Source organism: Streptomyces sp. NBC_00986 (assembly GCF_045162565.1).
Taxonomy (GTDB): domain Bacteria; phylum Actinomycetota; class Actinomycetes; order Streptomycetales; family Streptomycetaceae; genus Streptomyces.
Genome location: NZ_CP108733.1, coordinates 8,805,852 through 8,831,382 on the forward strand (window position 1 = coordinate 8,805,852; position 25,531 = coordinate 8,831,382).

The 25,531-nt window shown below is 69.4% G+C and carries 21 protein-coding genes; 15 read left to right on the plus strand and 6 right to left on the minus strand.

Features of this window, described 5'->3' with window-relative positions; genetic code table 11:
- The first annotated feature begins 35 nt into the window (after positions 1–35).
- The 4 genes from uvrC to whiA are packed head-to-tail and all read left to right on the plus strand — an operon-like array spanning position 36 to position 5,132.
- Positions 36–2,087 (plus strand): excinuclease ABC subunit UvrC, encoded by a 2,052-nt coding sequence (uvrC, locus tag OG504_RS39525; protein WP_405994089.1) that lies wholly within the window; start codon positions 36–38, stop codon positions 2,085–2,087.
- Positions 2,084–3,088 (plus strand): RNase adapter RapZ, encoded by a 1,005-nt coding sequence (rapZ, locus tag OG504_RS39530; RefSeq protein ID WP_328684044.1) that lies wholly within the window; start codon positions 2,084–2,086, stop codon positions 3,086–3,088. Before uvrC ends, rapZ begins: the two co-directional genes overlap by 4 nt.
- Positions 3,085–4,152: a uridine diphosphate-N-acetylglucosamine-binding protein YvcK gene (gene yvcK, locus OG504_RS39535; RefSeq protein WP_026150944.1), complete on the plus strand. Its 1,068-nt coding sequence runs from the start codon at positions 3,085–3,087 to the stop codon at positions 4,150–4,152. The genes rapZ and yvcK overlap by 4 nt, the downstream gene beginning before the upstream one ends.
- Positions 4,143–5,132 carry a DNA-binding protein WhiA gene (gene whiA / locus OG504_RS39540; protein ID WP_019067568.1) on the plus strand — a complete coding sequence of 330 codons (990 nt, stop codon included), beginning with the start codon at positions 4,143–4,145 and terminating at the stop codon, positions 5,130–5,132. Before yvcK ends, whiA begins: the two co-directional genes overlap by 10 nt.
- 3 nt (positions 5,133–5,135) lie before the next feature.
- Here whiA and OG504_RS39545 read toward each other — a convergent pair whose 3' ends face one another.
- Positions 5,136–5,312: a hypothetical protein gene (locus OG504_RS39545; RefSeq protein ID WP_405994090.1), complete on the minus strand. Its 177-nt coding sequence runs from the start codon at positions 5,310–5,312 to the stop codon at positions 5,136–5,138.
- Positions 5,313–5,431: 119 nt separating this feature from the next.
- On the opposite strand from OG504_RS39545, the gene OG504_RS39550 reads away from it, so the two are divergent.
- The 8 genes from OG504_RS39550 (at position 5,432) to pgi (ending at position 15,756) form a co-directional block, all read left to right on the plus strand.
- Positions 5,432–8,389: a M14 family zinc carboxypeptidase gene (locus tag OG504_RS39550; protein ID WP_405994091.1), complete on the plus strand. Its 2,958-nt coding sequence runs from the start codon at positions 5,432–5,434 to the stop codon at positions 8,387–8,389.
- Between the two features lie 189 nt (positions 8,390–8,578).
- Positions 8,579–9,589 (plus strand): type I glyceraldehyde-3-phosphate dehydrogenase, encoded by a 1,011-nt coding sequence (gene gap, locus OG504_RS39555; protein ID WP_033283115.1) that lies wholly within the window; start codon positions 8,579–8,581, stop codon positions 9,587–9,589.
- Between the two features lie 148 nt (positions 9,590–9,737).
- Entirely contained in the window at positions 9,738–10,949 is a 1,212-nt protein-coding gene (locus tag OG504_RS39560; protein WP_405994092.1) for a phosphoglycerate kinase, read from the plus strand.
- 41 nt (positions 10,950–10,990) lie between these two features.
- Entirely contained in the window at positions 10,991–11,746 is a 756-nt protein-coding gene (tpiA, locus tag OG504_RS39565; RefSeq protein ID WP_405996554.1) for a triose-phosphate isomerase, read from the plus strand.
- Between the two features lie 124 nt (positions 11,747–11,870).
- Positions 11,871–12,104, plus strand: coding sequence for a preprotein translocase subunit SecG (gene secG, locus OG504_RS39570; protein WP_078652560.1), 234 nt, complete (start codon positions 11,871–11,873; stop codon positions 12,102–12,104).
- 207 nt (positions 12,105–12,311) lie between these two features.
- Positions 12,312–12,647 carry an RNA polymerase-binding protein RbpA gene (locus OG504_RS39575; protein ID WP_003957010.1) on the plus strand — a complete coding sequence of 112 codons (336 nt, stop codon included), beginning with the start codon at positions 12,312–12,314 and terminating at the stop codon, positions 12,645–12,647.
- 133 nt (positions 12,648–12,780) lie between these two features.
- The gene (locus OG504_RS39580) at positions 12,781–14,049 is read left to right on the plus strand and encodes an MFS transporter (protein ID WP_405994093.1); all 1,269 of its coding nucleotides are present in this window, start codon (positions 12,781–12,783) and stop codon (positions 14,047–14,049) included.
- 54 nt (positions 14,050–14,103) lie between these two features.
- Positions 14,104–15,756: a glucose-6-phosphate isomerase gene (gene pgi, locus OG504_RS39585; protein ID WP_405994094.1), complete on the plus strand. Its 1,653-nt coding sequence runs from the start codon at positions 14,104–14,106 to the stop codon at positions 15,754–15,756.
- Positions 15,757–15,845: 89 nt separating this feature from the next.
- On the opposite strand, the gene pgl is transcribed toward pgi, so the two are convergent.
- The 5 genes from pgl to tkt are packed head-to-tail and all read right to left on the minus strand — an operon-like array spanning position 15,846 to position 22,541.
- Complete coding sequence (gene pgl / locus OG504_RS39590; protein WP_405994095.1) at positions 15,846–16,628, minus strand: 6-phosphogluconolactonase; 783 nt, start codon at positions 16,626–16,628, stop codon at positions 15,846–15,848.
- Positions 16,625–17,776, minus strand: a complete 1,152-nt coding sequence (opcA, locus tag OG504_RS39595) for a glucose-6-phosphate dehydrogenase assembly protein OpcA (protein WP_405994096.1) — start codon at positions 17,774–17,776, stop codon at positions 16,625–16,627. Before opcA ends, pgl begins: the two co-directional genes overlap by 4 nt.
- Positions 17,773–19,296 carry a glucose-6-phosphate dehydrogenase gene (zwf, locus tag OG504_RS39600; RefSeq protein ID WP_318015613.1) on the minus strand — a complete coding sequence of 508 codons (1,524 nt, stop codon included), beginning with the start codon at positions 19,294–19,296 and terminating at the stop codon, positions 17,773–17,775. Before zwf ends, opcA begins: the two co-directional genes overlap by 4 nt.
- A 4-nt stretch (positions 19,297–19,300) precedes the next feature.
- On the minus strand, positions 19,301–20,419 hold the full coding sequence (gene tal, locus OG504_RS39605) for a transaldolase (RefSeq protein WP_405994097.1): 1,119 nt from the start codon (positions 20,417–20,419) through the stop codon (positions 19,301–19,303).
- Between the two features lie 34 nt (positions 20,420–20,453).
- Entirely contained in the window at positions 20,454–22,541 is a 2,088-nt protein-coding gene (gene tkt, locus OG504_RS39610) for a transketolase (protein ID WP_405994098.1), read from the minus strand.
- A gap of 356 nt (positions 22,542–22,897) precedes the next feature.
- On the opposite strand from tkt, the gene OG504_RS39615 reads away from it, so the two are divergent.
- The 3 genes from OG504_RS39615 (at position 22,898) to OG504_RS39625 (ending at position 25,531) form a co-directional block, all read left to right on the plus strand.
- Positions 22,898–23,851: a heme o synthase gene (locus OG504_RS39615; protein WP_405996555.1), complete on the plus strand. Its 954-nt coding sequence runs from the start codon at positions 22,898–22,900 to the stop codon at positions 23,849–23,851.
- Positions 23,852–23,923: 72 nt separating this feature from the next.
- Positions 23,924–24,244, plus strand: a complete 321-nt coding sequence (locus OG504_RS39620) for a hypothetical protein (protein ID WP_405994099.1) — start codon at positions 23,924–23,926, stop codon at positions 24,242–24,244.
- Between the two features lie 180 nt (positions 24,245–24,424).
- Positions 24,425–25,531 carry an amidohydrolase family protein gene (locus tag OG504_RS39625; protein ID WP_405994100.1) on the plus strand — a complete coding sequence of 369 codons (1,107 nt, stop codon included), beginning with the start codon at positions 24,425–24,427 and terminating at the stop codon, positions 25,529–25,531.

Genomic DNA, 25,531 nt, shown 5'->3' on the forward strand with positions numbered 1-25,531 from the left:
CCGCGCTGTCACTCCGCGCCAGTAGGGTGTGAAACATGGCCGATCCCTCCAGCTACCGCCCCAGGCCGGGAGAGATCCCGGACTCGCCCGGGGTCTACAAGTTCCGCGACGAGCACCGCCGGGTGATCTACGTCGGAAAGGCGAAGAGCCTGCGCCAGCGCCTGGCGAACTACTTCCAGGACCTGGCCGGACTCCACCCGCGCACGCGCACGATGGTCACCACGGCCGCGTCGGTGGAGTGGACGGTGGTGTCCACGGAGGTCGAGGCACTCCAGCTGGAGTACTCCTGGATCAAGGAGTACGACCCCCGGTTCAACGTCAAGTACCGCGACGACAAGAGCTACCCGTACCTCGCGGTGACGATGAACGAGGAGTACCCGCGCGTTCAGGTGATGCGCGGTCACAAGAAGAAGGGCGTCCGCTACTTCGGGCCGTACGGACACGCCTGGGCGATCCGCGACACCGTGGACCTCCTGCTGCGCGTGTTCCCCGTCCGCACCTGCTCGGCCGGCGTCTTCAAGAACGCCGCGCGCACCGGCCGCCCCTGCCTGCTCGGCTACATCGGCAAGTGCTCCGCTCCCTGCGTCGGCCGTGTCTCCGAGGAGGAGCACCGCGAACTGGCCGAGGAGTTCAGCGACTTCATGGCCGGCCGCACCGGCACATACATCCGCCGTCTGGAGAAGCAGATGACGGACGCGGCCGAGGAGATGGAGTACGAGCGGGCCGCCCGCCTGCGCGACGACATCGAGGCCCTGAAGAAGGCCATGGAGAAGAGCGCGGTCGTCCTCGCCGACGCGACCGACGCCGACCTGATCGCCGTCGCCGAGGACGAGTTGGAGGCGGCCGTCCAGATCTTCCACGTCCGCGGCGGACGCGTGCGCGGCCAGCGCGGCTGGGTCACCGACAAGGTCGAGGACGTCACCACCCCGGCCCTCGTCGAGCACGCCCTCCAGCAGCTCTACGGCGAGGAGACCGGGGACTCCGTCCCCAAGGAGGTCCTCGTCCCGGCCCTGCCCGACCCGGTGGAGCCGGTCCAGCAGTGGCTGACAGACCGGCGCGGGGCGAACGTGTCACTGCGCATCCCGCAGCGCGGCGACAAGAAGTCCCTCATGGAGACCGTCGCCCGCAACGCCCAGCAGTCGCTGATCCTCCACAAGACCAAGCGCGCCTCCGACCTCACCACCCGCTCCCGCGCCCTGGAGGAGATCGCCGAGGCCCTCGACCTGGACAGCGCCCCCCTCAGGATCGAGTGCTACGACATCTCGCACCTCCAGGGCGACGACGTGGTGGCGTCGATGGTCGTCTTCGAGGACGGGCTGTCACGCAAGAGCGAGTACCGCCGCTTCCAGATCAAGGGCTTCGAGGGCCAGGACGACGTCCGCTCCATGCACGAGGTGATCACCCGCCGCTTCCGGCGCTATCTCGCCGAGAAGGAGAAGACGGGGGAGTGGGCGGACGGTGACGAGCTGACGGACCTCAAGGACGAGGAGGGCCGCCCCAAGCGGTTCGCCTACCCGCCGCAGCTCGTGGTCGTCGACGGCGGGCAGCCGCAGGTCGCCGCCGCCAAGAAGGCCCTGGACGAGCTGGGCATCGACGACATCGCCGTGTGCGGCCTCGCCAAGCGCCTGGAGGAGGTCTGGCTCCCGGACGACGACGACCCGGTGGTCCTGCCCCGCACCAGCGAGGGCCTCTACCTCCTCCAGCGCGTCCGCGACGAGGCCCACCGCTTCGCGATCACCTATCAGCGCGCCAAGCGGGCCAAGCGGTTCCGGGCGAGCCCCCTGGACGACGTGCCCGGCCTCGGCGAGACCCGCAAACAGGCGCTGATCAAGCACTTCGGTTCGGTGAAGAAGCTGCGATCCGCGACAATCGACCAGATCTGCGAGGTTCCGGGCATAGGTCGCAAGACCGCCGAGACCATCGCGGTCGCCCTCGCCCAGGCGGCCCCGGCCGCACCCGCCGTGAACACGGCGACTGGAGAGATCATGGAAGACACGGAAGACGGGACACCCGGGACCACGGCGGGTGCCCCAGGGGAGCCCGTACCCGCGGGAGCCCCGGACGAGCGACGGGGGCAGGAGACATGAGCGAACAAGAGAAGCAGCCCACAGCGGACCGAGATCGGACGCACAAGGAAACCGGCGACGATCAGGCTCCGCAGCAAGAGGTCCAGGACGACGGAGCACAGGTGAGTACGGACAGCACGACACCCGGGGTGCCCGAAGCGGCCATCCCCGAGCTGGTGATCATCTCCGGCATGTCCGGAGCCGGGCGGTCCACCGCCGCCAAGTGTCTGGAGGACCTCGGCTGGTTCGTCGTCGACAACCTCCCGCCCGCCCTGATCCCCACCATGGTGGAGCTCGGCGCCCGTTCCCAGGGCAACGTGGCACGCATCGCGGTCGTCGTCGACGTACGCGGACGGCGCTTCTTCGACAACCTCCGCGAGTCCCTCGCCGACCTGGAGTCGAAGCACGTCACCCGGCGGATCGTCTTCCTGGAGTCCTCCGACGACGCCCTGGTGCGCCGCTTCGAGTCGGTGCGCCGCCCTCACCCCCTCCAGGGCGACGGCCGCATCGTCGACGGCATCGACGCCGAACGCGAGCTGCTGCGCGAACTGCGCGGCGACGCCGACCTCGTCATCGACACCTCCAGCCTCAACGTCCACGAACTGCGTGCCAAGATGGACGCCCAGTTCGCGGGCGAGGAGGAGCCCGAACTGCGGGCCACCGTCATGTCCTTCGGTTTCAAGTACGGCCTCCCGGTCGACGCCGACCTCGTCGCCGACATGCGCTTCCTGCCCAACCCGCACTGGATCCCGGAGCTGCGCCCCTTCAACGGCCTCAACGAAGAGGTCTCGGCGTACGTCTTCAACCAGCCCGGCGCCAAGGAGTTCCTCGACCGGTACGCCGAGCTCCTGCGGCTCATCGCGGCCGGCTACCGGCGCGAGGGCAAGCGGTACGTGACGATCGCGATCGGCTGCACCGGCGGTAAGCACCGCTCGGTCGCCACGGCGGAGAAGCTCGCCGCGCGGCTCGTGGCCGAGGGCGTGGAGACGGTGGTCGTACACCGGGACATGGGACGGGAATGACAGGACGTAGCCCACGGCTGGGCAGGCTGCGCCGCGTGGTGCCCGAAGGACGGACGACCAGGCCCGTGGAGGCCCGCGGCGGCAAGCCGCGCCGGCGCGGCACCCAGCCCAAGGTGGTCGCCCTCGGTGGCGGCATGGGCCTGTCCGCCTCGCTCACCGCGCTGCGCCGCATCACCGGCGACCTCACCGCCGTCGTCACCGTGGCCGACGACGGCGGCTCCAGCGGACGCCTTCGCGACGAACTGGGCGTCCTGCCCCCCGGGGACCTCCGCAAGGCGCTGGCCGCGCTGTGCGGCGACGACGACTGGGGCCAGACCTGGGCCCGCGTCATCCAGCACCGCTTCCAGTCCAAGGGCGACCTGCACGAACATGCGGTAGGCAATCTGCTGATCGTCGCCCTGTGGGAGCAGCTCGGCGACCACGTGCAGGCCCTCGACCTGGTCGGCAAGCTGCTCGGCGCGCACGGGCGCGTGCTGCCCATGTCCGCCGTACCGCTGGAATTGCAGGCCCTGGTCAAGGGGCACGATCCGGCGCGGCCCGACGACGTCGACACCGTGCGGGGGCAGGCGACCGTGGCGCTCACACCCGGCGAGGTGATGTCCGTGCACGTCGTGCCGCACGACCCGCCGGCCGTGCCCGAGGCCGTCGCCGCCGTGCTCGACGCGGACTGGGTGGTGCTCGGCCCGGGGTCCTGGTTCTCGTCCGTCATCCCGCACCTGCTGGTGCCGGAACTGCTCGACGCGCTCACCGAGACGAAGGCGCGCCGGGTACTCTCCCTGAACCTCGCGCCGCAGCCCGGAGAAACCGATGGCTTTTCCCCGCAGCGTCATTTGGAGGTTTTGGGACGACACGCCCCTAAACTCGCCCTGGACGTGGTGCTGGCCGACGAGGCCGCCGTGCCCGATCGCGCGTCGCTCACCGAAGCCGCCAAGCGGCTGGACGCCGCGGTCGAGCTGGCGCCGGTGGCCCGGACCGACGGAACTCCAAGGCACGACCCGGAGCTGTTGGCCGCCGCGTACGACCGTATTTTTCGGATGCATGGAAGGATCGGCCCATGGCGATGACGGCAGCGGTGAAGGATGAGATCTCCCGGCTACCCGTCACCCGGACCTGCTGCAGGAAGGCGGAGGTCTCCGCCATTCTGCGGTTCGCCGGAGGCCTCCACCTGGTGAGCGGGCGCATCGTGATCGAGGCGGAGCTGGACACCGCGATGGCGGCGCGCCGGCTCAAGCGGGACATCCTGGAGATCTTCGGACACAGCTCCGAACTGATCGTGATGGCGCCCGGCGGACTGCGCCGCGGCTCCCGTTACGTCGTCCGGGTGGTCGCGGGCGGCGATCAGCTGGCCCGGCAGACAGGCCTCGTGGACGGCCGCGGACGCCCCATCCGGGGCCTGCCGCCGCAGGTTGTCTCCGGGGCCACCTGTGACGCGGAGGCGGCCTGGAGAGGCGCGTTCCTGGCGCACGGCTCGCTGACCGAGCCCGGCCGGTCCTCCTCCCTGGAGGTGACCTGCCCGGGTCCGGAGGCGGCGCTCGCGCTGGTCGGCGCCGCGCGTCGGCTGTCGATCGCGGCGAAGGCGCGCGAGGTGCGCGGGGTCGACCGGGTGGTCGTCCGTGACGGCGACGCGATCGGTGCCCTGCTCACCCGGCTCGGCGCCCACGAGTCGGTGCTGGCCTGGGAGGAGCGCCGGATGCGCCGCGAGGTGCGCGCCACGGCGAACCGCCTCGCCAACTTCGACGACGCCAACCTGCGCCGCTCGGCCCGCGCGGCCGTCGCCGCCGGAGCCCGGGTGCAGCGTGCCCTGGAGATCCTCGCCGACGAGGTCCCCGAGCACCTCGCGGCAGCGGGCCGCCTGCGCATGGACCACAAGCAGGCCTCCCTGGAGGAACTGGGCGCCCTCGCGGACCCGCCGCTCACCAAGGACGCGGTGGCCGGCCGTATCCGCAGACTGCTGGCGATGGCCGACAAGCGCGCCCAGGACCTCGGCATCCCGGGCACGGAGTCCAGCATCACCGAGGAGATGGCCGACAACATGGTCGGCTGACGATCACTCGACACGGATCGGCCGATGATCCGTCAATACGCCGGTGCCGACGCCCACTTGGGGCGTCGGCACCGGCGTTTCGTTGTCGTCGGCCCCCTCGGCCGGCTGCTGACGAGCCGTCGACACGCCGACGCGGGCGCCCATTCGGGCCCGACGGTCGATCAGGCCGGGGGCAATCAACGGCCCGCACCCCGGTGGGCCCCCGTTTGGCTGTCCTTGAGGCACCCTTGACTCGATCATGAAGTGTCATGAGCCTGGCAACTGTTCGCCGCTGTGGTGAACGATTGCTAGGGGGATTCATGAGACACAGAGCGAGATCGATCCTCGCTGTCGGCGCCCTCCTGATCGCCGGGGCGAGCATCGCACCCATCGCCCAGGCGCAGGGCGGGAGTTCGACGAAGTCCGACCCCGCCGAGGTCAAGGTCTTCCACGCCGACGTCACCCAGAAGCAGATACCCCTGCTCCTGAAGGCCGGACAGGACGCCCACGAACTCGGCGACAACCAGTTCTCGGCCTCCGGCAGGACAGCCGTCGAGGTCTACCTCACCGACCAGCAGGCCCAGAAGCTGGAGAAGCAGGGCGTCGACCTCACCGAACACACCCTGTCGGCCAAGGCCGAGACACGGGTCGAGGACGCGGCGCAGGGAGTGTTCCGCCCGTACAGCGGAAGCGGCGGCCTCGAAGAGGAGATCGTCAAGACGGGCCAGGCCAACCCCGGTCTCGCCAAGGTCGAGTCCATCGGCAAGACGGTCGACGGCCAGGACATCCTCGCGCTCAAACTGACCAAGGGCGCGAAGACCACCAAGGACGGCTCCAAGCCCGCCGTGCTGTACGTGTCCAACCAGCACGCGCGCGAGTGGATCACGCCGGAGATGACCCGCCGGCTGATGCACTACTACCTGGACAACTACAAGACCGACAAGCGCATCAAGAAGATCGTCGACTCCACGGAGTTGTGGTTCGTCCTGTCCGCCAACCCGGACGGCTACGACTACACCTTCCAGAACAGCGACACCCGCCTGTGGCGCAAGAACCTGCGGGACGTCAACGGCGACGGCACCATCTCCACCGGTGACGGCGTCGACCTCAACCGCAACTTCGCCTACAAGTGGGGCTACGACGACGAGGGTTCGTCCCCGAACCCGACCAGCGAGACCTACCGGGGCGCGGCCCCCAACTCCGAGCCGGAGACCGCCGCACTCGACGCCTTCGAGAAGCGCATCGGCTTCACCTACGGCATCAACTACCACTCCGCCGCCGAACTCCTCCTCTACGGAGTCGGCTGGCAGGTCGCGACCCCGACCCCGGACGACGTCCTCTACAAGGCGCTCGCCGGCACCCCGGACAACCCGGCGATCCCCGGCTACCGCTCGCAGGTCTCCTCGGAGCTGTACACGACCAACGGCGAGGCGGACGGCCACGCGTCGAACGTCAACAACATGTCGATGTTCACCCCCGAGATGTCGACCTGCCAGACCGCGTCGAACATCGACCCGAACGACGCCTGGAACGCGGCCGACTGCCAGTCCGTCTTCAACTTCCCCGACGACGAGAAGCTGATCCAGGACGAGTTCGAGAAGAACATCCCCTTCGCGCTCTCCGTCGCCGAGACCGCCGTCCACCCCGACCAGCCCACGTCCTCGGTCGGCCTCAGCGCCGCCGACTTCACCCCGGCCACCTTCCCGACGTCGTACTCGCGCGGCGCCGACCAGGAGGTCTCCGTCGTCGTACGGAAGTCCGTGCGCGACAAGGAGCTCAAGTACCGCGTCAACGGCGGCCGTACGGAGGACATGGCGCTCAAGTCCTGGAAGGGCGGCCAGACCTACGGCGGGGACGACAACCTGTACTTCGACGAGTACCGCGCCAAGGTCAAGGACGGCGACCCGGGCGACAAGGTCGAGGTGTGGTTCACCGGCGAGACGAAGGCCGGGAAGTCCACCTCCAGCGCGCACTTCACCTACACGGTGGCCAAGCGGCCAGCGGCCGACACGCTCGTCGTCGCCGAGGAGGGCGCTGCCGCCACCCAGGCGCAGACCTACGTCGACGCGCTGAAGGCGGACGGCCGTAAGGCGGTCGTCTGGGACGTCGCCACCCAGGGTGCGCCCGACGCGCTCGGCGTGCTCGACCACTTCAAGACCGTCGTCCACTACTCGGGCACGGCGGGACCGGCCAACGACACCCAGCTCCAGCTGCGCGCCTTCCTCAACGAGGGCGGCAAGCTGATCGAGGCCGGCGAACAGGCCGGCGGCTCCGTCGACCTCGGCGACGGCACCCCCTCGAACGACTTCAGCCAGTACTACCTGGGTGCCTATTCGCGTACGTCCCTCCCCGGGGCCACCGGCTTCACCGGCTCCGGCAAGCTCGCCGGCTTCACCGGGCCGCTCAGCGGCGCGCCCGGCAACCCACTGGACCGGGCGGGCAGTTACAGCGTCACCTCCGACTCGCTGTCCCCGACCACGTACCCGCAGTTCGCGAGTGCCGGGGCGGGCCAGTTCGCCGGGACGGTCAACCCGTACGGCCCGTACGCGGGCTCCTACATGGCCGCCGCCGTCCACACCGACGACGCCTACAAGCGCCTCACCCGCACCATCGACCTCACCGGGGTGAGCGCGGCCGACAAGCCCACGCTCAGCAGTGAGCTGCTGTGGGACACCGAGCCCGGCTACGACCACGCCGTCGTCGAGATCCACACCACCGGGGCCGACGACTGGACCACGCTCCCGGAGGTCGGCGGCGCCACCAGCACCGCCCTGCCCTCGGAGTGCGAGGCCGGATTCCTGGTCGCCGAGCACCCCTGGCTCAAGCACTACCTGACCTTCTCCACCAGCGGCTGCACCGCGACCGGCACCACCGGTTCGTGGAACAGCTTCACCGGCGCCTCCAACGGCTGGCAGCAGGTCGGCTTCGACCTGAGCGCCTACGCCGGCAAGTCGGTCGAGGTGTCGCTCAGTTACATCACCGACCCGGGCTCCGGCGGCCACGGTGTCCTCGCCGACGACACCTCGCTCGTCGTGGGCGGCACGGCGACCCAGACCGAGGGCTTCGAGACCTCCCTGGGCGCCTGGAGCGTGACAGGACCGCCTCCGGGCAGCCCCGCCGTCCTGAAGGACTGGACACGCACCGGAGCCCTGTTCCAGACGTACGGCGCGGTCACCACCGACCGCACCGTGCTGCTCGGCTTCGGCCTGGAACAGATCACCTCTGCGAGTGACCGTGCGGCCCTGCTCAAGAAGGCGCTGACCGCTCTGACCAGCTGACCCCGTGTGACCATGTCATGAACATCAAGGGCGGTCCGTACCCCTACTGGCGGGTACGGACCGCCCTGCCGTGTATGGGGCATCTCGATGTCACCACGGAGGGCTCAGGGAGGTAGGGTCGTAGGCGGTCGGGGACATCCCATACAACTCGCCGGCACTGAGCCGGCGTACCAACGAGGAGATCGGTTCGTGACGATCCGCGTAGGCATCAACGGCTTTGGCCGCATCGGTCGTAACTACTTCCGCGCGCTGCTGAAGCAGGGTGCTGACATCGAGATCGTGGCTGTCAACGACCTGGGTGACACCGCGACCACCGCTCACCTGCTCAAGTACGACACCATCCTGGGCCGCCTCCAGGCCGAGGTGTCGCACACCGCCGACACGATCACCGTCGACGGGCACACGATCAAGGTGCTGTCCGAGCGCAACCCCGCCGACATCCCGTGGGGCGAGCTGGGCGTCGACATCGTCATCGAGTCGACCGGCATCTTCACGAAGAAGGCCGACGCCGAGAAGCACATCGCCGGCGGCGCCAAGAAGGTCCTCATCTCGGCTCCGGCCAAGGACGAGGACATCACGATCGTGATGGGCGTCAACCAGGACAAGTACGACGCGGCCAACCACCACGTCATCTCGAACGCCTCCTGCACCACCAACTGTGTGGCGCCGATGGCCAAGGTCCTCGACGAGAACTTCGGCATCGTCAAGGGCCTGATGACGACGGTCCACGCGTACACGAACGACCAGCGCATCCTGGACTTCCCGCACTCGGACCTGCGCCGCGCGCGTGCCGCCGCCGAGAACATCATCCCGACCACGACCGGTGCCGCCAAGGCCACCGCCCTGGTCCTCCCGCAGCTCAAGGGCAAGCTGGACGGCATCGCGATGCGCGTCCCGGTCCCGACCGGTTCGGCCACCGACCTGGTCGTCACGCTGCAGCGCGAGGTCACCAAGGACGAGGTCAACGCCGCGTTCAAGAAGGCCGCCGACGACGGCGACCTCAAGGGCTACCTGTCCTACACCGAGGACCCGATCGTCTCCTCCGACATCGTCGGCGACCAGGCCTCCTGCACCTTCGACTCCCTCCTGACCATGGTTCAGGAAGGCAACACGGTGAAGATCCTCGGCTGGTACGACAACGAGTGGGGCTACTCCAACCGCCTCGTCGACCTCACGGTCTTCGTCGGCGGCCAGCTCTAACTCCCAGAGCAGGCAACTCGATGTGAGTCAGGGCTCGGGCAGCGCACGCCGCGCTGCCCGAGCCCTTGCTACGTAGTGTCCGAGCCTTTGCTACGTAGTGATCGATCAGCCCTCTCGGATCTGAAGAGCCCTCCCTAGGAGTCCCTTTATGAAGACGATCGACGAACTTCTCGCCGAAGGCGTGGACGGCAAGCGGGTCTTCGTCCGCGCCGACCTCAACGTCCCGCTGGCCGACGGCCTCATCACCGACGACGGCCGTATCCGCGCCGTGCTGCCCACCGTCAAGGCCCTCGTCGAGGCGGGCGCCAAGGTGATCGTGGCCTCGCACCTGGGCCGCCCCAAGGGTGCCCCGGACCCGGCCTTCTCCCTCCTCCAGCCAGCCGAGCGCCTCGCCGAACTCCTGGGCGCGCCCGTCGCGTTCGCCCAGGACACCGTCGGCCCCGCCGCCCACGACGCGGTGCGCGGCCTCGAGCCCGGCCAGGTCGCGGTCATCGAGAACCTGCGCTTCAACGCGGGCGAGACCTCCAAGGACGACGTCGAGCGCGGCGAGTTCGCCGACCAGCTCGCCGCCCTGGCGGATGTCTACGTAGGCGACGGTTTCGGTGCCGTGCACCGCAAGCACGCCTCCGTGTACGACCTCCCGGCCCGCCTGCCGCACTACGCCGGCTATCTCATCGCCACCGAGGTCGGCGTCCTGAAGAAGCTCACCGAGGACGTCAAGCGGCCCTACGTGGTCGCCCTCGGCGGCTCCAAGGTCTCCGACAAGCTCGCCGTCATCGACCAGCTGCTCGACAAGGCCGACCGCATCCTCATCGGCGGCGGCATGGCCTTCACCTTCCTCAAGGCCCAGGGCTACGAGATCGGCGCCTCCCTGGTACAGGACGACCAGATTCCCGCCGTCACCGAGTACGTCGAGCGCGCCGCGAAGAACGGCGTCGAGCTGGTCGTCCCGGTCGACGTCGTGACCGCGTCCGCGTTCCCGGACCTCAAGACGAAGGCCCCGTCCAACCCCACCACCGTCGCCGCGGACGCCATCCCCGCCGACCAGATGGGCCTCGACATCGGTCCCGAGACCGGTGCCCTGTACGCCTCGAAGCTCGCCGACGCGGCCACCATCTTCTGGAACGGTCCGATGGGCGTCTTCGAGCACCCCGACTACGCCGAGGGCACCAAGGCGGTCGCCCAGGCCCTTCTCGACTCCCCGGCCTTCACGGTCGTCGGCGGTGGCGACTCCGCCGCGGCCGTCCGCATCCTGGGCTTCGACGAGACCGCATTCGGCCACATCTCGACCGGCGGCGGCGCTTCCCTCGAATACCTCGAGGGCAAGACGCTCCCCGGCCTCGCCGCACTGGAGGACTGACCTCAATGGCTCCATCTATTTCTTCTGGACGCATGCCGATCATGGCGGGCAACTGGAAGATGAACCTCAACCACCTTGAGGCCATCGCCCACGTCCAGAAGCTCGCCTTCGCCCTCGCGGACAAGGACTACGAGGCCGTCGAGGTCGCCGTCCTGCCGCCCTTCACCGACCTGCGCTCCGTGCAGACCCTGGTCGACGGCGACAAGCTCAAGATCAAGTACGGCGCCCAGGACATCTCGGCGCACGACTCCGGCGCCTACACCGGCGAGATCTCCGGTGCGATGCTGGCCAAGCTCAAGTGCACGTACGTGGCCGTCGGCCACTCCGAGCGCCGCCAGTACCACGCGGAGACCGACGAGATCGTCAACGCCAAGGTGAAGGCCGCCTACAAGCACGGCCTGACCCCGATCCTCTGCGTCGGCGAGGAACTCGACATCCGCGAGGCGGGCAACCACGTCGCCCACACCCTCTCCCAGGTCGAGGGCGGCCTCAAGGACGTCCCGGCCGAGCAGGCCGAGTCCGTCGTCATCGCCTACGAGCCCGTCTGGGCCATCGGCACCGGCAAGGTCTGCGGCGCCGGCGACGCCCAGGAGGTCTGCCAGGCCATCCGCGGCAAGCTCGCCGAGCTGTACACCCAGGAGCTGGCCGACCAGGTCCGCATCCAGTACGGCGGCTCCGTCAAGTCCGGCAACGTCGCCGAGATCATGGCCCAGCCCGACGTCGACGGCGCCCTGGTCGGCGGTGCCTCGCTGGACGCGGACGAGTTCGTCAAGATCGCACGCTTCCGCGACCAGTGAGTCCGGCAGCGAACCGACAAGCTGCGTGTAGGCGGTAGCGACGATCCGTCGTACCCTTGCGGGGGCATAGCGCCAGCCGCTATGCCCCTGTCGTCCATCCGAATCCGAGGAAGTTGGTCCAGCCGTGGTTTTGGGGTTCTCGATCGCCCTGATCGTCTTCAGCCTGCTGCTGATGCTGCTGGTGCTGATGCACAAGGGGAAGGGCGGCGGTCTCTCCGACATGTTCGGTGGCGGTATGGCCTCGTCCGTCGGCGGCTCTTCGGTCGCCGAGCGCAACCTGGACCGCATCACCGTGGTGCTCGGTGTGCTCTGGTTCGCCTGCATCGTCGTGCTCGGCCTGCTGATGAAGACGAGCTGACCGCACGTTCCGTCGCACATTCCGTACGTAAGGCCCCATGTTCGGTACGCGCAGCTGAGCGCGGCCTATCATGGGGCTTGCGTCTAGGTGTAGGGGCTGTAACTCCAACCACTGGACGCGCGTTGGGCCTTACGTAGACTGAGGCGCTCGCAACGGAGCGAAAACGCCGACTCGCTTCGCGGCACCATCACGCAGGGAGTTACGACCGTGGCAAGTGGCAACGCGATCCGTGGAAGCCGGGTCGGGGCGGGGCCGATGGGCGAGGCCGAGCGTGGCGAGTCCGCGCCCCGGCTGCGCATCTCCTTCTGGTGCTCCAACGGGCACGAGACGCAGCCCAGCTTCGCCAGCGACGCGCAGGTTCCCGACACCTGGGACTGCCCGCGCTGCGGCTTCCCGGCCGGACAGGACCGGGACAACCCGCCGGACCCGCCGCGCACCGAGCCCTACAAGACGCACCTCGCGTATGTACGGGAGCGGCGCAGCGACGCGGACGGCGAGGCGATCCTCGCCGAGGCGCTCGCCAAACTGCGGGGAGAAATCTAGGAGTTGAACCGGCCGGACGCCCACAAGGTGTCTGGCCGGAGCTGTTTCGCAGCCCGGTGGCCGACCCGCCTCCGGACCGATTGTCAGTGGTGCCCTCTACGGTTTGTGAAGTGACGAATCGTGAGGGGGGGCGGTGACGACGGTCGAGGTGACGGGCGGTCATGTGCCCGCGTGGCGCGGGGGGTTCGGGCGGCTGTGGAGCGCGGCCGTGATCTCGCGGTTCGGGGACGCGCTGCGGGGTGCGGCACTGCCGCTGCTCGCCGTCTCGCTGACGGACCGGCCCCTCCTCATCGCCTCCGTGACCGCCTGCGGCTATCTGCCCTGGATCATCTTCGGGCTGCTCGGCGGCGCGGTCGCCGACCGGGTCGACCAGCGGCGTGCGATGTGGACGGTCGACGCGGTCCGCGGACTGCTCGTCGCCGCCTTCGCCGTCGCCGTCGCCCTCGGCCACGCCTCGATCCTGCTGCTCATCGCGCTGGCCTTCGCGCTGACCACGCTGCAGACCCTCTTCGACAACGCCTCCACGGCCCTGCTGCCGTCCCTGGTGGACCGGGCGGCACTCGGCAGCGCCAACGCCCGGCTGATGACCGGGCAGAAGATCGCGGGCGGACTGATGGGAGCGCCTGTGGTGCCCCTGCTGATCGCCGCGGGGGCGGCGGTTCCCTTCGTGGCCGACGCGGGGACCTTCCTCCTCGCCGCCGCACTGGTCGCCTCGCTGCGCACCGCGGCACCCGACCGTGCGCCGGGACCGGTGGGCAGCACGCTGCGCGGTGAGATCGCGGAGGGGCTGCGCACGCTGTGGCGCGACCGGCCTCTGCGCGGACTGTGCGCCGCGACAGCTCTGTGCAACGTGGGCATGGGCGCCCTGATCGCCACCCTGGTGATCCTGGTGACCGGCTGGCTGGACGCCGGAACGGCCGGGTACGCGGCGGCGACCACCGCGTTCACCGTCGGCGGTCTGGCCGGGGGAGTGGTGAACCGGCGGATCAGCACCCGCCTCGGCCCGATGCGGAGCGTGCTGCTCGCGGGCCTGGTGCAGACCGGCGCCCTCGTCGTCATGGGCTCCGTGCGCAGCCTGATCGCGGTCGTGGCCGCACTCGGTGTCTTCGGCTTCATGAGCATGCTGTGGAACGTCAACTCGACGACCCTGATGCAGCAGCGCACCCCCGCCGACATGCTGGGCCGGGTCAGCTCGGCTTTCCGTACCCTGGCCACCGCCGGGGCCCCGCTGGGCGCCCTCCTCGGTGGGGCCGTCGCCACCGCCTGGGGGTTGAACACACCCGCCCTGCTCACCGCCTCCTTCTTCGTCCTGTCGGTCATCGCGCTGATACCTGCGGTCAAGCCGGACGTACCTGTTGTTGCCCCGCAGGACAACGCGACGACCGCTCATGCCACGGGCTGATCAATTAGGTTGGAACCGGCCCCCAGGTCGGTAGGAAAGAAGGCTGAAGTCGCAATGAACGCAGACGGCCGTACCAGGCTCAACCAGACGCCCGAGTGGTCCGCCTTGGCCAAGCACCGTGAGGAGCTCGGCGAGGTGCAGCTGAGGGAGCTGTTCGCCGCCGATCCAGGGCGCGGCACCGGCTACACGCTCAAGGTCGGTGACCTGCACCTCGACTACTCGAAGCACCTCGTCACCGACGAGACCCTGCGGCTGCTGCACGCGCTGGCCGCCGCCACGGACGTGTTCGGCCTCCGGGACGCCATGTTCCGCGGCGAGAAGATCAACGTCACCGAGGACCGCGCGGTCCTGCACACCGCGCTGCGTGCCCCGCGTGACGCGGTGATCGAGGTCGACGGTGAGAACGTCGTGCCCCAAGTCCACGCCGTGCTCGACAAGATGGCCGGCTTCGCGGACCGCGTCCGCTCCGGCGAGTGGACCGGGCACACCGGCAAGCGCATCAAGAACGTGGTCAACATCGGCATCGGCGGCTCGGACCTGGGCCCGGCGATGGCCTACGAGGTGCTGCGCAGCTTCACCGACCGCGGTCTGACGGTCCGGTTCGTGTCGAACGTGGACGGCGCCGACCTGCACGAGGCGACCCGCGACCTCGACCCGGCCGAGACGCTCTTCATCATCGCGTCCAAGACGTTCACCACGATCGAGACGATCACCAACGCGACCTCGGCCCGCGACTGGCTGCTCACCGAGCTGAAGGCCGGTCAGGACGCCGTGGCCAAGCACTTCGTGGCGCTGTCCACGAACGCCGGCAAGGTCAGCGAGTTCGGCATCGACACGGCCAACATGTTCGAGTTCTGGGACTGGGTCGGCGGCCGCTACTCGTACGACTCGGCGATCGGGCTGTCGCTGATGATCGCCATCGGCCCGGACCGCTTCCGGGAGATGCTCGACGGCTTCCACCTCGTCGACGAGCACTTCCGCACCGCGCCCGCCGAGTCCAACGTGCCTTTGCTGCTTGGCCTGTTGGGCGTCTGGTACGGCAACTTCCACGACGCCCAGTCGCACGCGGTGCTGCCGTACAGCCACTACCTCTCCAAGTTCACCGCGTATCTGCAGCAGTTGGACATGGAGTCGAACGGCAAGTACGTGGGCCGGGACGGCCAGGAGGTCGACTGGCAGACCGGGCCCGTGGTCTGGGGCACGCCCGGGACCAATGGCCAGCACGCGTACTACCAACTCATCCACCAGGGCACGAAGTTGATCCCGGCGGACTTCATCGGCTTCGCCGAGCCGGTGGCCGAGCTGAGCGACGGGCTCAAGGCGCAGCACGACCTGCTGATGGCCAACTTCTTCGCCCAGACACAGGCGTTGGCCTTCGGCAAGACGCCGGACGAGGTGCGGGCGGAGGGTGTGGCGGAGGAACTGGTGCCGCACAAGACGTTCAAGGGCAACCACCCCACGACCACGATCCTGGCCCGCGAGCTCACCCCCTCGGTCCTCGGCCAGCTCATCGCGCTGTACGAGCACAAGGTGTTCGTCCAGGGCGCCGTCTGGAACATCGACTCCTTCGACCAGTGGGGCGTCGAGCTGGGCAAGGTCCTCGCCAAGCGCGTCGAACCCGCCCTGAGCGAAGGCGCGGACGTACCGGGCCTGGACGCGTCGACGACGGCCCTGGTCGCCAAGTACCGCGAGCTGCGCGGGCGTTGAGCCACCAAGTCATCAAGTGACCAAACGCTGAAGCCCCGTACGACCAGGAGGCCGTACGGGGCTTCAGCGGATTGCCGGTGTTGCCAGTGTCAGGCCGAAGCCGGCGGATACAGTGCGCGCGGCAGCTGGGAGGCCGCCGCCGCGTCCAGCAGCCACAGGGTGCGGGCGCGGCCCTGGGCACCGGCCGCCGGTGCCTGGATCTCACCCGCGCCGGACAGGGCGATCGCCGCGGCCTCCGCCTTGTCCTCGCCGGCCGCGAGCAGCCACACCTCGCGGGCGGAGCGGATCGCCGGCAGGGTCAGGGTGACCCGTGTCGGCGGCGGCTTGGGCGCGCCGTGGACGCCGACGACCGTGCGCTCGGTCTCCCGTACGGCGGGCAACTCCGGGAAGAGCGACGCCACGTGGGTGTCCGGGCCGACGCCCAGCATGAGGACGTCGAAGGTCGGGACGGCGCCATGGTTCTCGGGACCGGCGGACCGGGCGAGTTCCTCGGCGTAACCGGCCGCCGCCGCTTCCACGTCATTGCCGTAGGGGCCGTCCGACGCGGGCATGGCGTGCACGCGCTTCGGGTCCAGCGGCACCGCGTCGAGCAGTGCCTCGCGGGCCTGGGTGACATTGCGCTCAGGGTCGCCCTCGGGCAGGAACCGCTCGTCGCCCCACCACAGGTCGAGGCGGCCCCAGTCGACGGCGTCCCGGGCGGGCTGACCCGCCAGGGCTGCCAGCAGACCGTTGCCGTTGCGACCTCCGGTGAGCACGATCGAGGCGTAGCCGCGCGAGGCCTGCGCGTCCACGATCTTCGTGATCAGCCGGGCCGCGGCGGCCTGGGCCATCAGTTCCTTGTCGCGGTGGACGACGAGTTGGGGAGTGCTCACTGCGGATCAGCCTTCTTGACCGGGGGCATCTTCGCGGGGGTGGGCCGGTCGGTGTCGCCCTGGTCCGCCGAAGCCGAAGCCGAAGCCGAAGCCGGACCAGAACCAGACGCCGGACCAGAACCAGACGCCGGAGCCGACGCGGACGTAGCATCCGCCACCGCCCGAACCGGCAGCGCCGGCGCCGGCTGAGCCGCAGCCTCCGCCCGCTCCGCCGCCGACTGGATGCCGCCCAGCCGGTCCACGCCGAACCGCAGCGCGGACGCGTAGGTGTCGTCCGGGTCGAGCCTGCGCAGCTCCTCCGCGAGGAGTTCGGAGGTCTCGCGGCGCTTGAGCGCCACCGCGCGGTCCGGCTGGCCGGGCAGGGCCAGGGTGGCCATCGCCCCGTCCGACCGGTGCAGCGTGATGGGGCCGCCGGTCGTCTCCAGGCGTACCTGGGTCAGACCGGGACCCGCGGAGACCGCCCGCCGGACGTGCACGTGGAGGCGGTCGGCGAGCCACATCGCGAGCAGTTCGACGCTCGGGTTGGACTCCTCGCCCGCCACCTCGACGGAGACGATCTCGGAGTCGACCTGGTCGAGCGCGGCGGCCAGCATCGAACGCCACGGCGTGATCCGGGCCCAGGCCAGGTCGGTGTCGCCCGGCTCGTAGCTCTCGGCGCGGGACCGCAGCTCGTCGACGGGCTTCTCCGCCGCGTAGCTGTCGGTGACCCGGCGCTGGCTCAGGGCGCCCAGCGGGTCGTTCGCCGGGTCGCGCGGCGCGTCCACCGACCACCAGACCACCACCGGCGCGTCCGGCAGCAGCAGCGGCAGCACCACGGACTGGGCGTGGTCGGAGACCTCGCCGTAGAGCCGCAGGACGACCGTCTCGCCGCTGCCCGCGTCCGTGCCCACCCGGACCTCGGCGTCGAGGCGGGACTGGGTGCGGTCCCGAGGTGACCGCGAGACGCGCTTGATGACCACGAGCGTGCGCGAGGGGTGCTCGCGCGACGCGTCGTTGGCGGCCTTCAGGGCGTCGTAGGCGTTCTCCTCGTCCGTGACGACGACGAGGGTGAGCACCATGCCGACGGCCGGGGTGCCGATGGCGCGGCGGGCTTTCACCAGCCCCTTGTTGATCTTGCTGGCAGTGGTGTCGGTGAGGTCTATTTTCATGGCCGACGCCAGCTCCGTCCCTCTCGTGCGAGCATTTCGTCCGCCTCGACCGGACCCCAGGTCCCGGACTGGTACTGCGCGGGCTTGCCGTGCTTGTCCCAGTACTGCTCGATCGGGTCGAGGATCTTCCAGGACAGCTCGACCTCCTCGGTGCGTGGGAAGAGGTTCGAGTCGCCGAGCAGGACGTCGAGGATGAGCCGCTCGTACGCCTCCGGGCTCGACTCCGTGAACGACTCGCCGTAGGCGAAGTCCATGGAGACGTCCCGGATCTCCATCGAGGTGCCGGGCACCTTGGAGCCGAAGCGGACCGTGACGCCCTCGTCGGGCTGGACGCGGAAGACGATCGCGTTCTGGCCCAGCTCCTCCGTCGCCGTCTGGTCGAAGGGGGAGTGCGGGGCGCGCTGGAAGACCACCGCGATCTCGGTGACGCGGCGGCCCAGGCGCTTGCCGGTGCGCAGGTAGAAGGGGACGCCCGCCCAGCGGCGGTTGTCGACCTCGACCTTGATGGCGGCGTAGGTGTCGGTCTTCGACTTGGGGTCGATACCGTCCTCCTGGAGGTAGCCGACGGCCTTCTCGCCGCCCTGCCAGCCCTCCGCGTACTGCCCGCGGACCGTGTTCTTGCCCAGGTCCTTCGGCAGCCGTACCGCGCCGAGCACCTTCTCCTTCTCGGCGGCCAGCGCGTCGGCGGAGAAGGAGGACGGCTCCTCCATCGCGGTCAGCGCCATCAGCTGGAGCAGGTGGTTCTGGATGACGTCACGGGCGGCGCCGATGCCGTCGTAGTAGCCGGCCCGGCCGCCGATGCCGATGTCCTCGGCCATGGTGATCTGAACGTGGTCCACGAAGGACCGGTTCCAGATCGGCTCGAACATCGTGTTGGCGAAGCGGAGCGCCAGGATGTTCTGGACGGTCTCCTTGCCGAGGTAGTGGTCGATGCGGAAGACCTGGTCCGCGGCGAAGACCTCGTGCACGACCTTGTTGAGGTCCTCGGCCGACTTGAGGTCGTGGCCGAAGGGCTTCTCGATGACCGCGCGGCGCCAGGAACCCTTCTCCTGGTCGGCGAGACCGTGCTTCTTCAGCTGCTGGATGACGACCGGGAAGGAGCGCGGCGGCACCGACAGGTAGAAGGCGAAGTTGCCGCCCGTGCCCTGCGCCTTGTCCAGTTCGTCGATCGTGTCGCGGAGCCGCTCGAAAGCGTCGTCGTCGTCGAAGGTGCCCTGGACGAAGCGCATCCCCTGGACGAGCTGCTGCCAGACCTCCTCACGGAACGGCGTACGGGAGTGCTCCTTGACCGCGTCGTGGACCTCCTGGGCGAAGTCCTCGTGGGCCCACTCGCGCCGGGCGAAGCCGACGAGCGAGAAACCCGGCGGCAGCAGACCACGGTTCGCGAGGTCGTACACGGCGGGCATCAGCTTTTTGCGTGACAAATCGCCTGTGACGCCGAAGATGACCAGGCCCGACGGCCCCGCGATACGCGGGAGCCGTCGGTCTGCGGGGTCACGCAGCGGGTTGCTGCTCGACAAGGTTTCAGCCCTCCGAGGGGGCGAGGCGCGCAAGCTCCGCCTCGGTCGACTTGAGCAGGTCGGTCCAGGCCGCCTCGAACTTCTCGACGCCCTCGTCCTCCAGCAGCTGCACCACCTCGTCGTACGAGATGCCCAGCGCCTCCACGGCGGCGATCTCCGCGCGGGACTGCTCGTACGTGCCGGCGATGGTGTTGCCGGTGATCTGGCCGTGGTCGTCGGTGGCCTCGAGAGTGGCCTCCGGCATGGTGTTCACCGTGTTCGGCGCCACCAGGTCGTCCACGTACAGCGTGTCCTTGTACGCCTTGTCCTTGACGCCGGTCGAGGCCCACAGCGGACGCTGCTTGTTGGCCTGCGCCTTGTCGAGGGCGGCCCAGCGGTCCGAGGAGAAGACCTCCTCGTACGCCTCGTAGGCGAGCCGCGCGTTGGCGAGACCGGCCTTGCCGCGGGCGGCCTTGGCCTCGGCGGTGCCCAGCGCGTCGATCCGCTTGTCGATCTCGGTGTCCACGCGGGACACGAAGAAGGACGCCACGGAGTGGATCTTTGAGAGGTCGAGGCCGCGCTCCTTGGCCTTCTCCAGGCCGGAGATGAACGCGTCCATGACCTCGCGGTAGCGGGCCAGCGAGAAGATCAGCGTCACGTTGACGCTGATACCGAGGCCGATGACCTCGGTGATCGCCGGCAGACCCGCCCGGGTGGCCGGGATCTTGATCAGGGTGTTCGGGCGGTCCACCAGCCAGGCCAGCTGCTTGGCCTCGGCGACGGTCGCCGTCGTGTTGTGCGCCAGGCGCGGGTCGACCTCGATGGAGACCCGGCCGTCCTGGCCGCCGCTCGTGTCGTAGACCGGACGCAGGATGTCGGCGGCGTCACGGACGTCCGCCGTCGTGATCATGCGGATGGCTTCCTCGACGGTGACCTTGCGGGCGGCGAGGTCGGCGAGCTGCTGCTCGTAACCGTCGCCCGACGAGATGGCCTTCTGGAAGATCGACGGGTTGGTGGTGACGCCCACGACGTGCTGCTGGTCGATCAGTTCGGCGAGGTTGCCGGACGTGATCCGCTTGCGCGACAGGTCGTCCAGCCAGATCGCGACGCCTTCCTCGGAGAGGCGCTTGAGTGCGTCTGTCATGGAAAATGCATCTCCTACGTGTCGTTTGTCAGCGTCAGCTCTGGGCGGCGGCGATGGATTCCCGGGCCTTCTCAGCCACGTTCTCGGCAGTGAAGCCGAACTCCTGGAAGAGCACCTTGCCGTCGGCGGAAGCCCCGAAGTGCTCCAGGGAAACGATGCGACCGGCGTCCCCGACGAACCGGTACCAGGTCAGACCGATCCCGGCCTCGACCGCGACCCGCGCCTTGACGGACGGCGGCAGCACGCTGTCCCGGTACCCCTGGTCCTGCGCGTCGAACCACTCCACGCAGGGCATGGACACGACCCGCGTCGGAACCCCGGAGGCCTCCAGCTGCTCGCGCGCCTCGACGGCCACGTGCACCTCGGAACCCGTACCGATGAGGATCACTTCGGGCGTACCCGTGGACGCCTCGAACAGCACGTAGCCGCCCTTGGCGGTGTCCTCGTTGGCGTCGTACGTCGGCACACCCTGGCGCGTCAGCGCGAAACCGTGCGGGGCACCCTCGCCGTACACCTTGGTGTAGCGGCGCAGGACCTCGCGCCAGGCGATGGCCGTCTCGTTGGCGTCGGCCGGGCGGACCACGTTCAGGCCCGGGATGGCGCGCAGCGAGGCGAGGTGCTCGACCGGCTGGTGGGTCGGGCCGTCCTCGCCGAGACCGACGGAGTCGTGCGTCCACACGTACGTCACCGGCAGGTGCATCAGCGCCGACAGGCGTACGGCGTTGCGCATGTAGTCGGAGAAGACGAGGAACGTACCGCCGTAGGCACGCGTGTTGCCGTGCAGCGTGATGCCGTTCAGCTCCGCGCCCATGGAGTGCTCGCGGATACCGAAGTGGATCGTGCGGCCGTACGGGTTGGCCTCCGGCAGCGGGTTGTCCGCCGGGAGGAACGACGACGTCTTGTCGATCGTCGTGTTGTTCGAGCCCGCGAGGTCGGCCGAGCCGCCCCACAGCTCCGGGATGACCGCGCCGAGCGCCTGGAGCACCTTGCCGGACGCGGCACGGGTGGCGACGGACTTGCCCGTCTCGAAGGCGGGAAGCTGCTCTTCCCAGCCGGCCGGCAGCTCGCCCGCGCGGATGCGGTCGTACTCGGCCGCGCGCTCCGGGTTGTTGCTGCGCCATTCCTGGTACGACGGGTCCCACGCGGCCTTCGCCTCGCGGCCCCGGTCCAGCGCCTGGCGGGTGTGCTTGAGGACGTCGTCGGAGACGTCGAAGGACTTCTCCGGGTCGAAGCCGAGGACACGCTTGGTGGCGGCGACCTCGTCGGCGCCGAGCGCCGAGCCGTGCGCGGCCTCGGTGTTCTGCGCGTGCGGCGCGGGCCAGGCGATGATCGAGCGCATCGCGATGAACGACGGCTTGTTCGTCACCTTCTTCGCGGCCTCGATGGCGTTGTAGATGGCGTGCGGGTCGAGGTCGCCGTCCGGCTTCGGGGCGACGCGCTGGACGTGCCAGCCGTAGGCCTCGTAGCGCTTGACGGTGTCCTCGGAGACCGCGGTCTCGGTGTCGCCCTCGATGGAGATGTGGTTGTCGTCCCACAGGAGGACGAGGTTGCCGAGCTCCTGGTGGCCGGCCATGGAGGACGCCTCCGCGGAGATGCCCTCCTGCAGGCAGCCGTCACCGGCGATGGCGAAGATGAAGTGGTCGAACGGGGACTCGCCCTGCGGGGCGTCCGGGTCGAACAGACCGCGCTCGTAGCGGGCGGCCATGGCCATGCCGACAGCGTTGGCGACACCCTGGCCCAGCGGGCCGGTCGTCGTCTCCACGCCGGTGGTGTGGCCGTACTCGGGGTGCCCCGGAGTCTTGGAGCCCCACGTGCGGAACGCTTCGAGGTCGGCCAGCTCCAGGCCGAACCCGGCCAGGTAGAGCTGCGTGTAGAGGGTCAGTGACGAGTGGCCGGCGGACAGCACGAACCGGTCGCGTCCGACCCAGTCGGCGTCGGCGGGGTCGTGGCGCATCACCTTCTGGAAGAGGGTGTACGCGGCCGGGGCCAGGCTCATCGCCGTACCGGGATGGCCGTTACCGACCTTCTGTACGGCATCGGCGGCCAGGACGCGGGCGGTGTCTACGGCCCGCTGGTCCAACTCGGTCCACTCGAGGTCTGTGGTGGTCGGCTTGGTGCTCACCCTGGGTCAGGGCTCCTCTCCACATGTCACGCATGTCGGATGCCGGTGCACTTGGCGCCCACCGGCCGTTGTCGAGCCTACCCCCGTAAGAACGCGCATTTTTTCGAGTCATTCCAGACTGCCGGGACTCTCGCGGATCCGCCTCCCGACTGGTCCGTTTCGCATTCGGCAACTGAATACGGAGGTGCTCGTTCGAGTGCTCAACAGAGTGGTGATCAGCTCTTCCGGGGGTGCCGTCCAACACGACCCCACCCCCGCGAATGTCCGGGTCTGGGCAACGTCTACAGTGGCGTGGTACGCGTGAGCCTTTACGGGGAGTTCACACCCGAAGGCTTGCTGGGATGTCTCTGTCAGGGGTGTGCGTGACGGCCGTTGAATCCCGTCCAGCGGGGATTGTCGGGGCGAGCCAGAGCCCGAGCCGGCGGCCGATCGGGGCCCGGGTCATGGCGTTCGTGGCGTTGACGAAGCCGCGGATCATCGAGCTGCTGCTGATCACCACCGTTCCGGTGATGTTCCTGGCCCAGCAGGGTGTGCCCGACCTCAAGCTGGTCCTCCTCACCTGCGTCGGCGGCTACCTGTCCGCGGGCGGCGCCAACGCGCTCAACATGTACATCGACCGCGACATCGACGCGCTCATGGACCGCACCTCGCAGCGCCCCCTGGTCACCGGCATGGTCAGCCCCCGCGAATGCCTCGCCTTTGGCATCTCGCTCGGCGTGATCTCGACCCTGATGTTCGGCCTGACCGTCAACTGGCTGTCGGCCTGGCTGGCGCTCGGCGCGCTCCTCTTCTACGTCGTCGTCTACACGATGATCCTCAAGCGCCGTACCTCGCAGAACATCGTGTGGGGCGGCATCGCCGGCTGCCTCCCGGTGCTCATCGGCTGGTCGGCCGTCACGGACTCCATGTCGTGGGCGCCCATCATTCTTTTCCTCGTCATGTTCTTCTGGACGCCGCCGCACTACTGGCCGCTCTCCATGAAGGTCAAGGACGACTACGCGCGCGTGGGCGTTCCGATGCTCCCGGTCGTCGCCTCGAACAAGGTCGTCGCCAAGCAGATCGTCATCTACAGCTGGGTCATGGTCGCGGTCTCGCTGCTGCTGACGCCCCTCGGCTACACCGGCTGGTTCTACACCACGGTCGCGCTGCTGGCCGGCGGCTTCTGGCTGTGGGAGGCGCACGGGCTGCAGAACCGCGCCAAGGCCGAGGTGAGCGGTGGCAAGCTCAAGGAGATGCGGCTGTTCCACTGGTCGATCACCTATGTGTCGCTCCTGTTCGTGGCGATCGCGGTGGACCCCTTCCTCAGGTAGGAGTCCTGCTGAGGCGGGAGTCACTCACCCCGCCCGTCGCCGTTCGAGCTACCCGTCGGTAGCATCCTGGCCATGGCAGACACGCAGCAGGTTGACGCGAAGGCCGAGCGCCAGGTGGCCCGCCTCGCCCAGCAGATCGGCACCTTCTCCAAGGCTCACGGCGGCGCCGAGGGCCAGGTCGCGTACATCGGGGAACGCGGCGCCCGCATCGTCCTCGTCGGCGAGGACGGCGCCTGGGGCGACCTGGTCGCCACGTCCTACGAGATCGCCCAGCAGGCCGTCGAGAAGTCCGGGATCACCGTCCACGAGGCCTTCGACGGCGAGCTGGCGGCGAAGGTGACGACGGGCCCGTACGAGTGGAAGCGCATGGCAGGAATCCAGGTCGGACGGTAGCGCCCCGCAGGGGCGCGGGGAACGGCGCGACCAGCCACAACGGACCGTCAGTCGCAAGATCCACCCGCATCCCCTCCCCGTGGCGCCCCCTCACACGGGGTGTGTACAGGCAACACCTCACACCCGGTTCACCCGTTAGGCCCCGTACAAGCGACGCAGTCACCGCCACGGGGAGTCCGGATGATCGAAACGCCGTCCCTCGTGGACCAGTACTGCCACGGCGTACTGAGAACGGAGTTGGGCCTCGGCACCTTCGAGGCCCAACTCGCCCGCACCGAAGGCCCACCCGCCCCCGGCACCACCCTCTTCGACACCCAGACGGGCTTCGCCGTACGACGATGGTGCCCACCCCTGCTCGGCCTGGAGCCGCACTGCCTGCCCGCCCGCTACCTCGCCCGGCGCCGTGAACTCGGCGTACTGGAAGCGGGCCGCAGGCTGCTGCGCGGCAGTGGCATCACGACGTACCTGATCGACACGGGCCTGCCCGGCGACCTCACAGGCCCCGCCGAGATGGCCACCGCAGGGCAGGCGGACGCCCGGGAGATCGTCCGCCTCGAACTCCTCGCCGAACAGGTCGCCGACACCTCCGGCACGGTGGAGTCCTTCCTCGCCAACCTCGCCGAGTCGGTCCACGGCGCAGCCGCGAGCGCGGTCGCCTTCACCTCCGTGGCGGGCGTACGCCACGGCCTCGCCCTCGCACCCGAACCCCCCGGCCCCGGCGAGGTACGCGGCGCGGCGGCCCGCTGGCTGGCCGGCCGACGCGTCGGCGGCACGCTCAGCGACCCGGTGCTGCTAAGGCACCTGCTGTGGATCGCCGTGGCGTCCGGCCTGCCCCTCCAACTGCACGCCGGACTAGGCGAACCAGGCGTCCGCATCGACCGCACCGACCCGGTCCTGCTCACCGACTTCGTGCGGGCGACGGCCGGCCTCGGCACGGACCTGGTGCTGCTGCACAGCTACCCGTACCACCGGCACGCGGCCCACCTCGCCGGTGTCTTCCCGCACGTGTACGCCGACTCCGGCGCCGCTCTCGTCCGCACCGGCGCCCGCGCCGCGTCCGTGCTCGCCGAGATCCTGGAGCTGGCCCCCTTCGGCAAGATCCTCTTCTCCAGCGGGGCCCACGGACTGCCCGAACTGCACGTCGTGGGAGCGCGGTTGTTCCGCGAGGCGCTCGCGCGGGTGCTCGGTACCTGGGTCGCCGAAGGGGCCTGGTCACCGGCCGACGCGCAACGCGTGGCGGGACTGATCGCGGTCGGCAACGCGAAGAGGGTGTACGGGCTGGAGTGA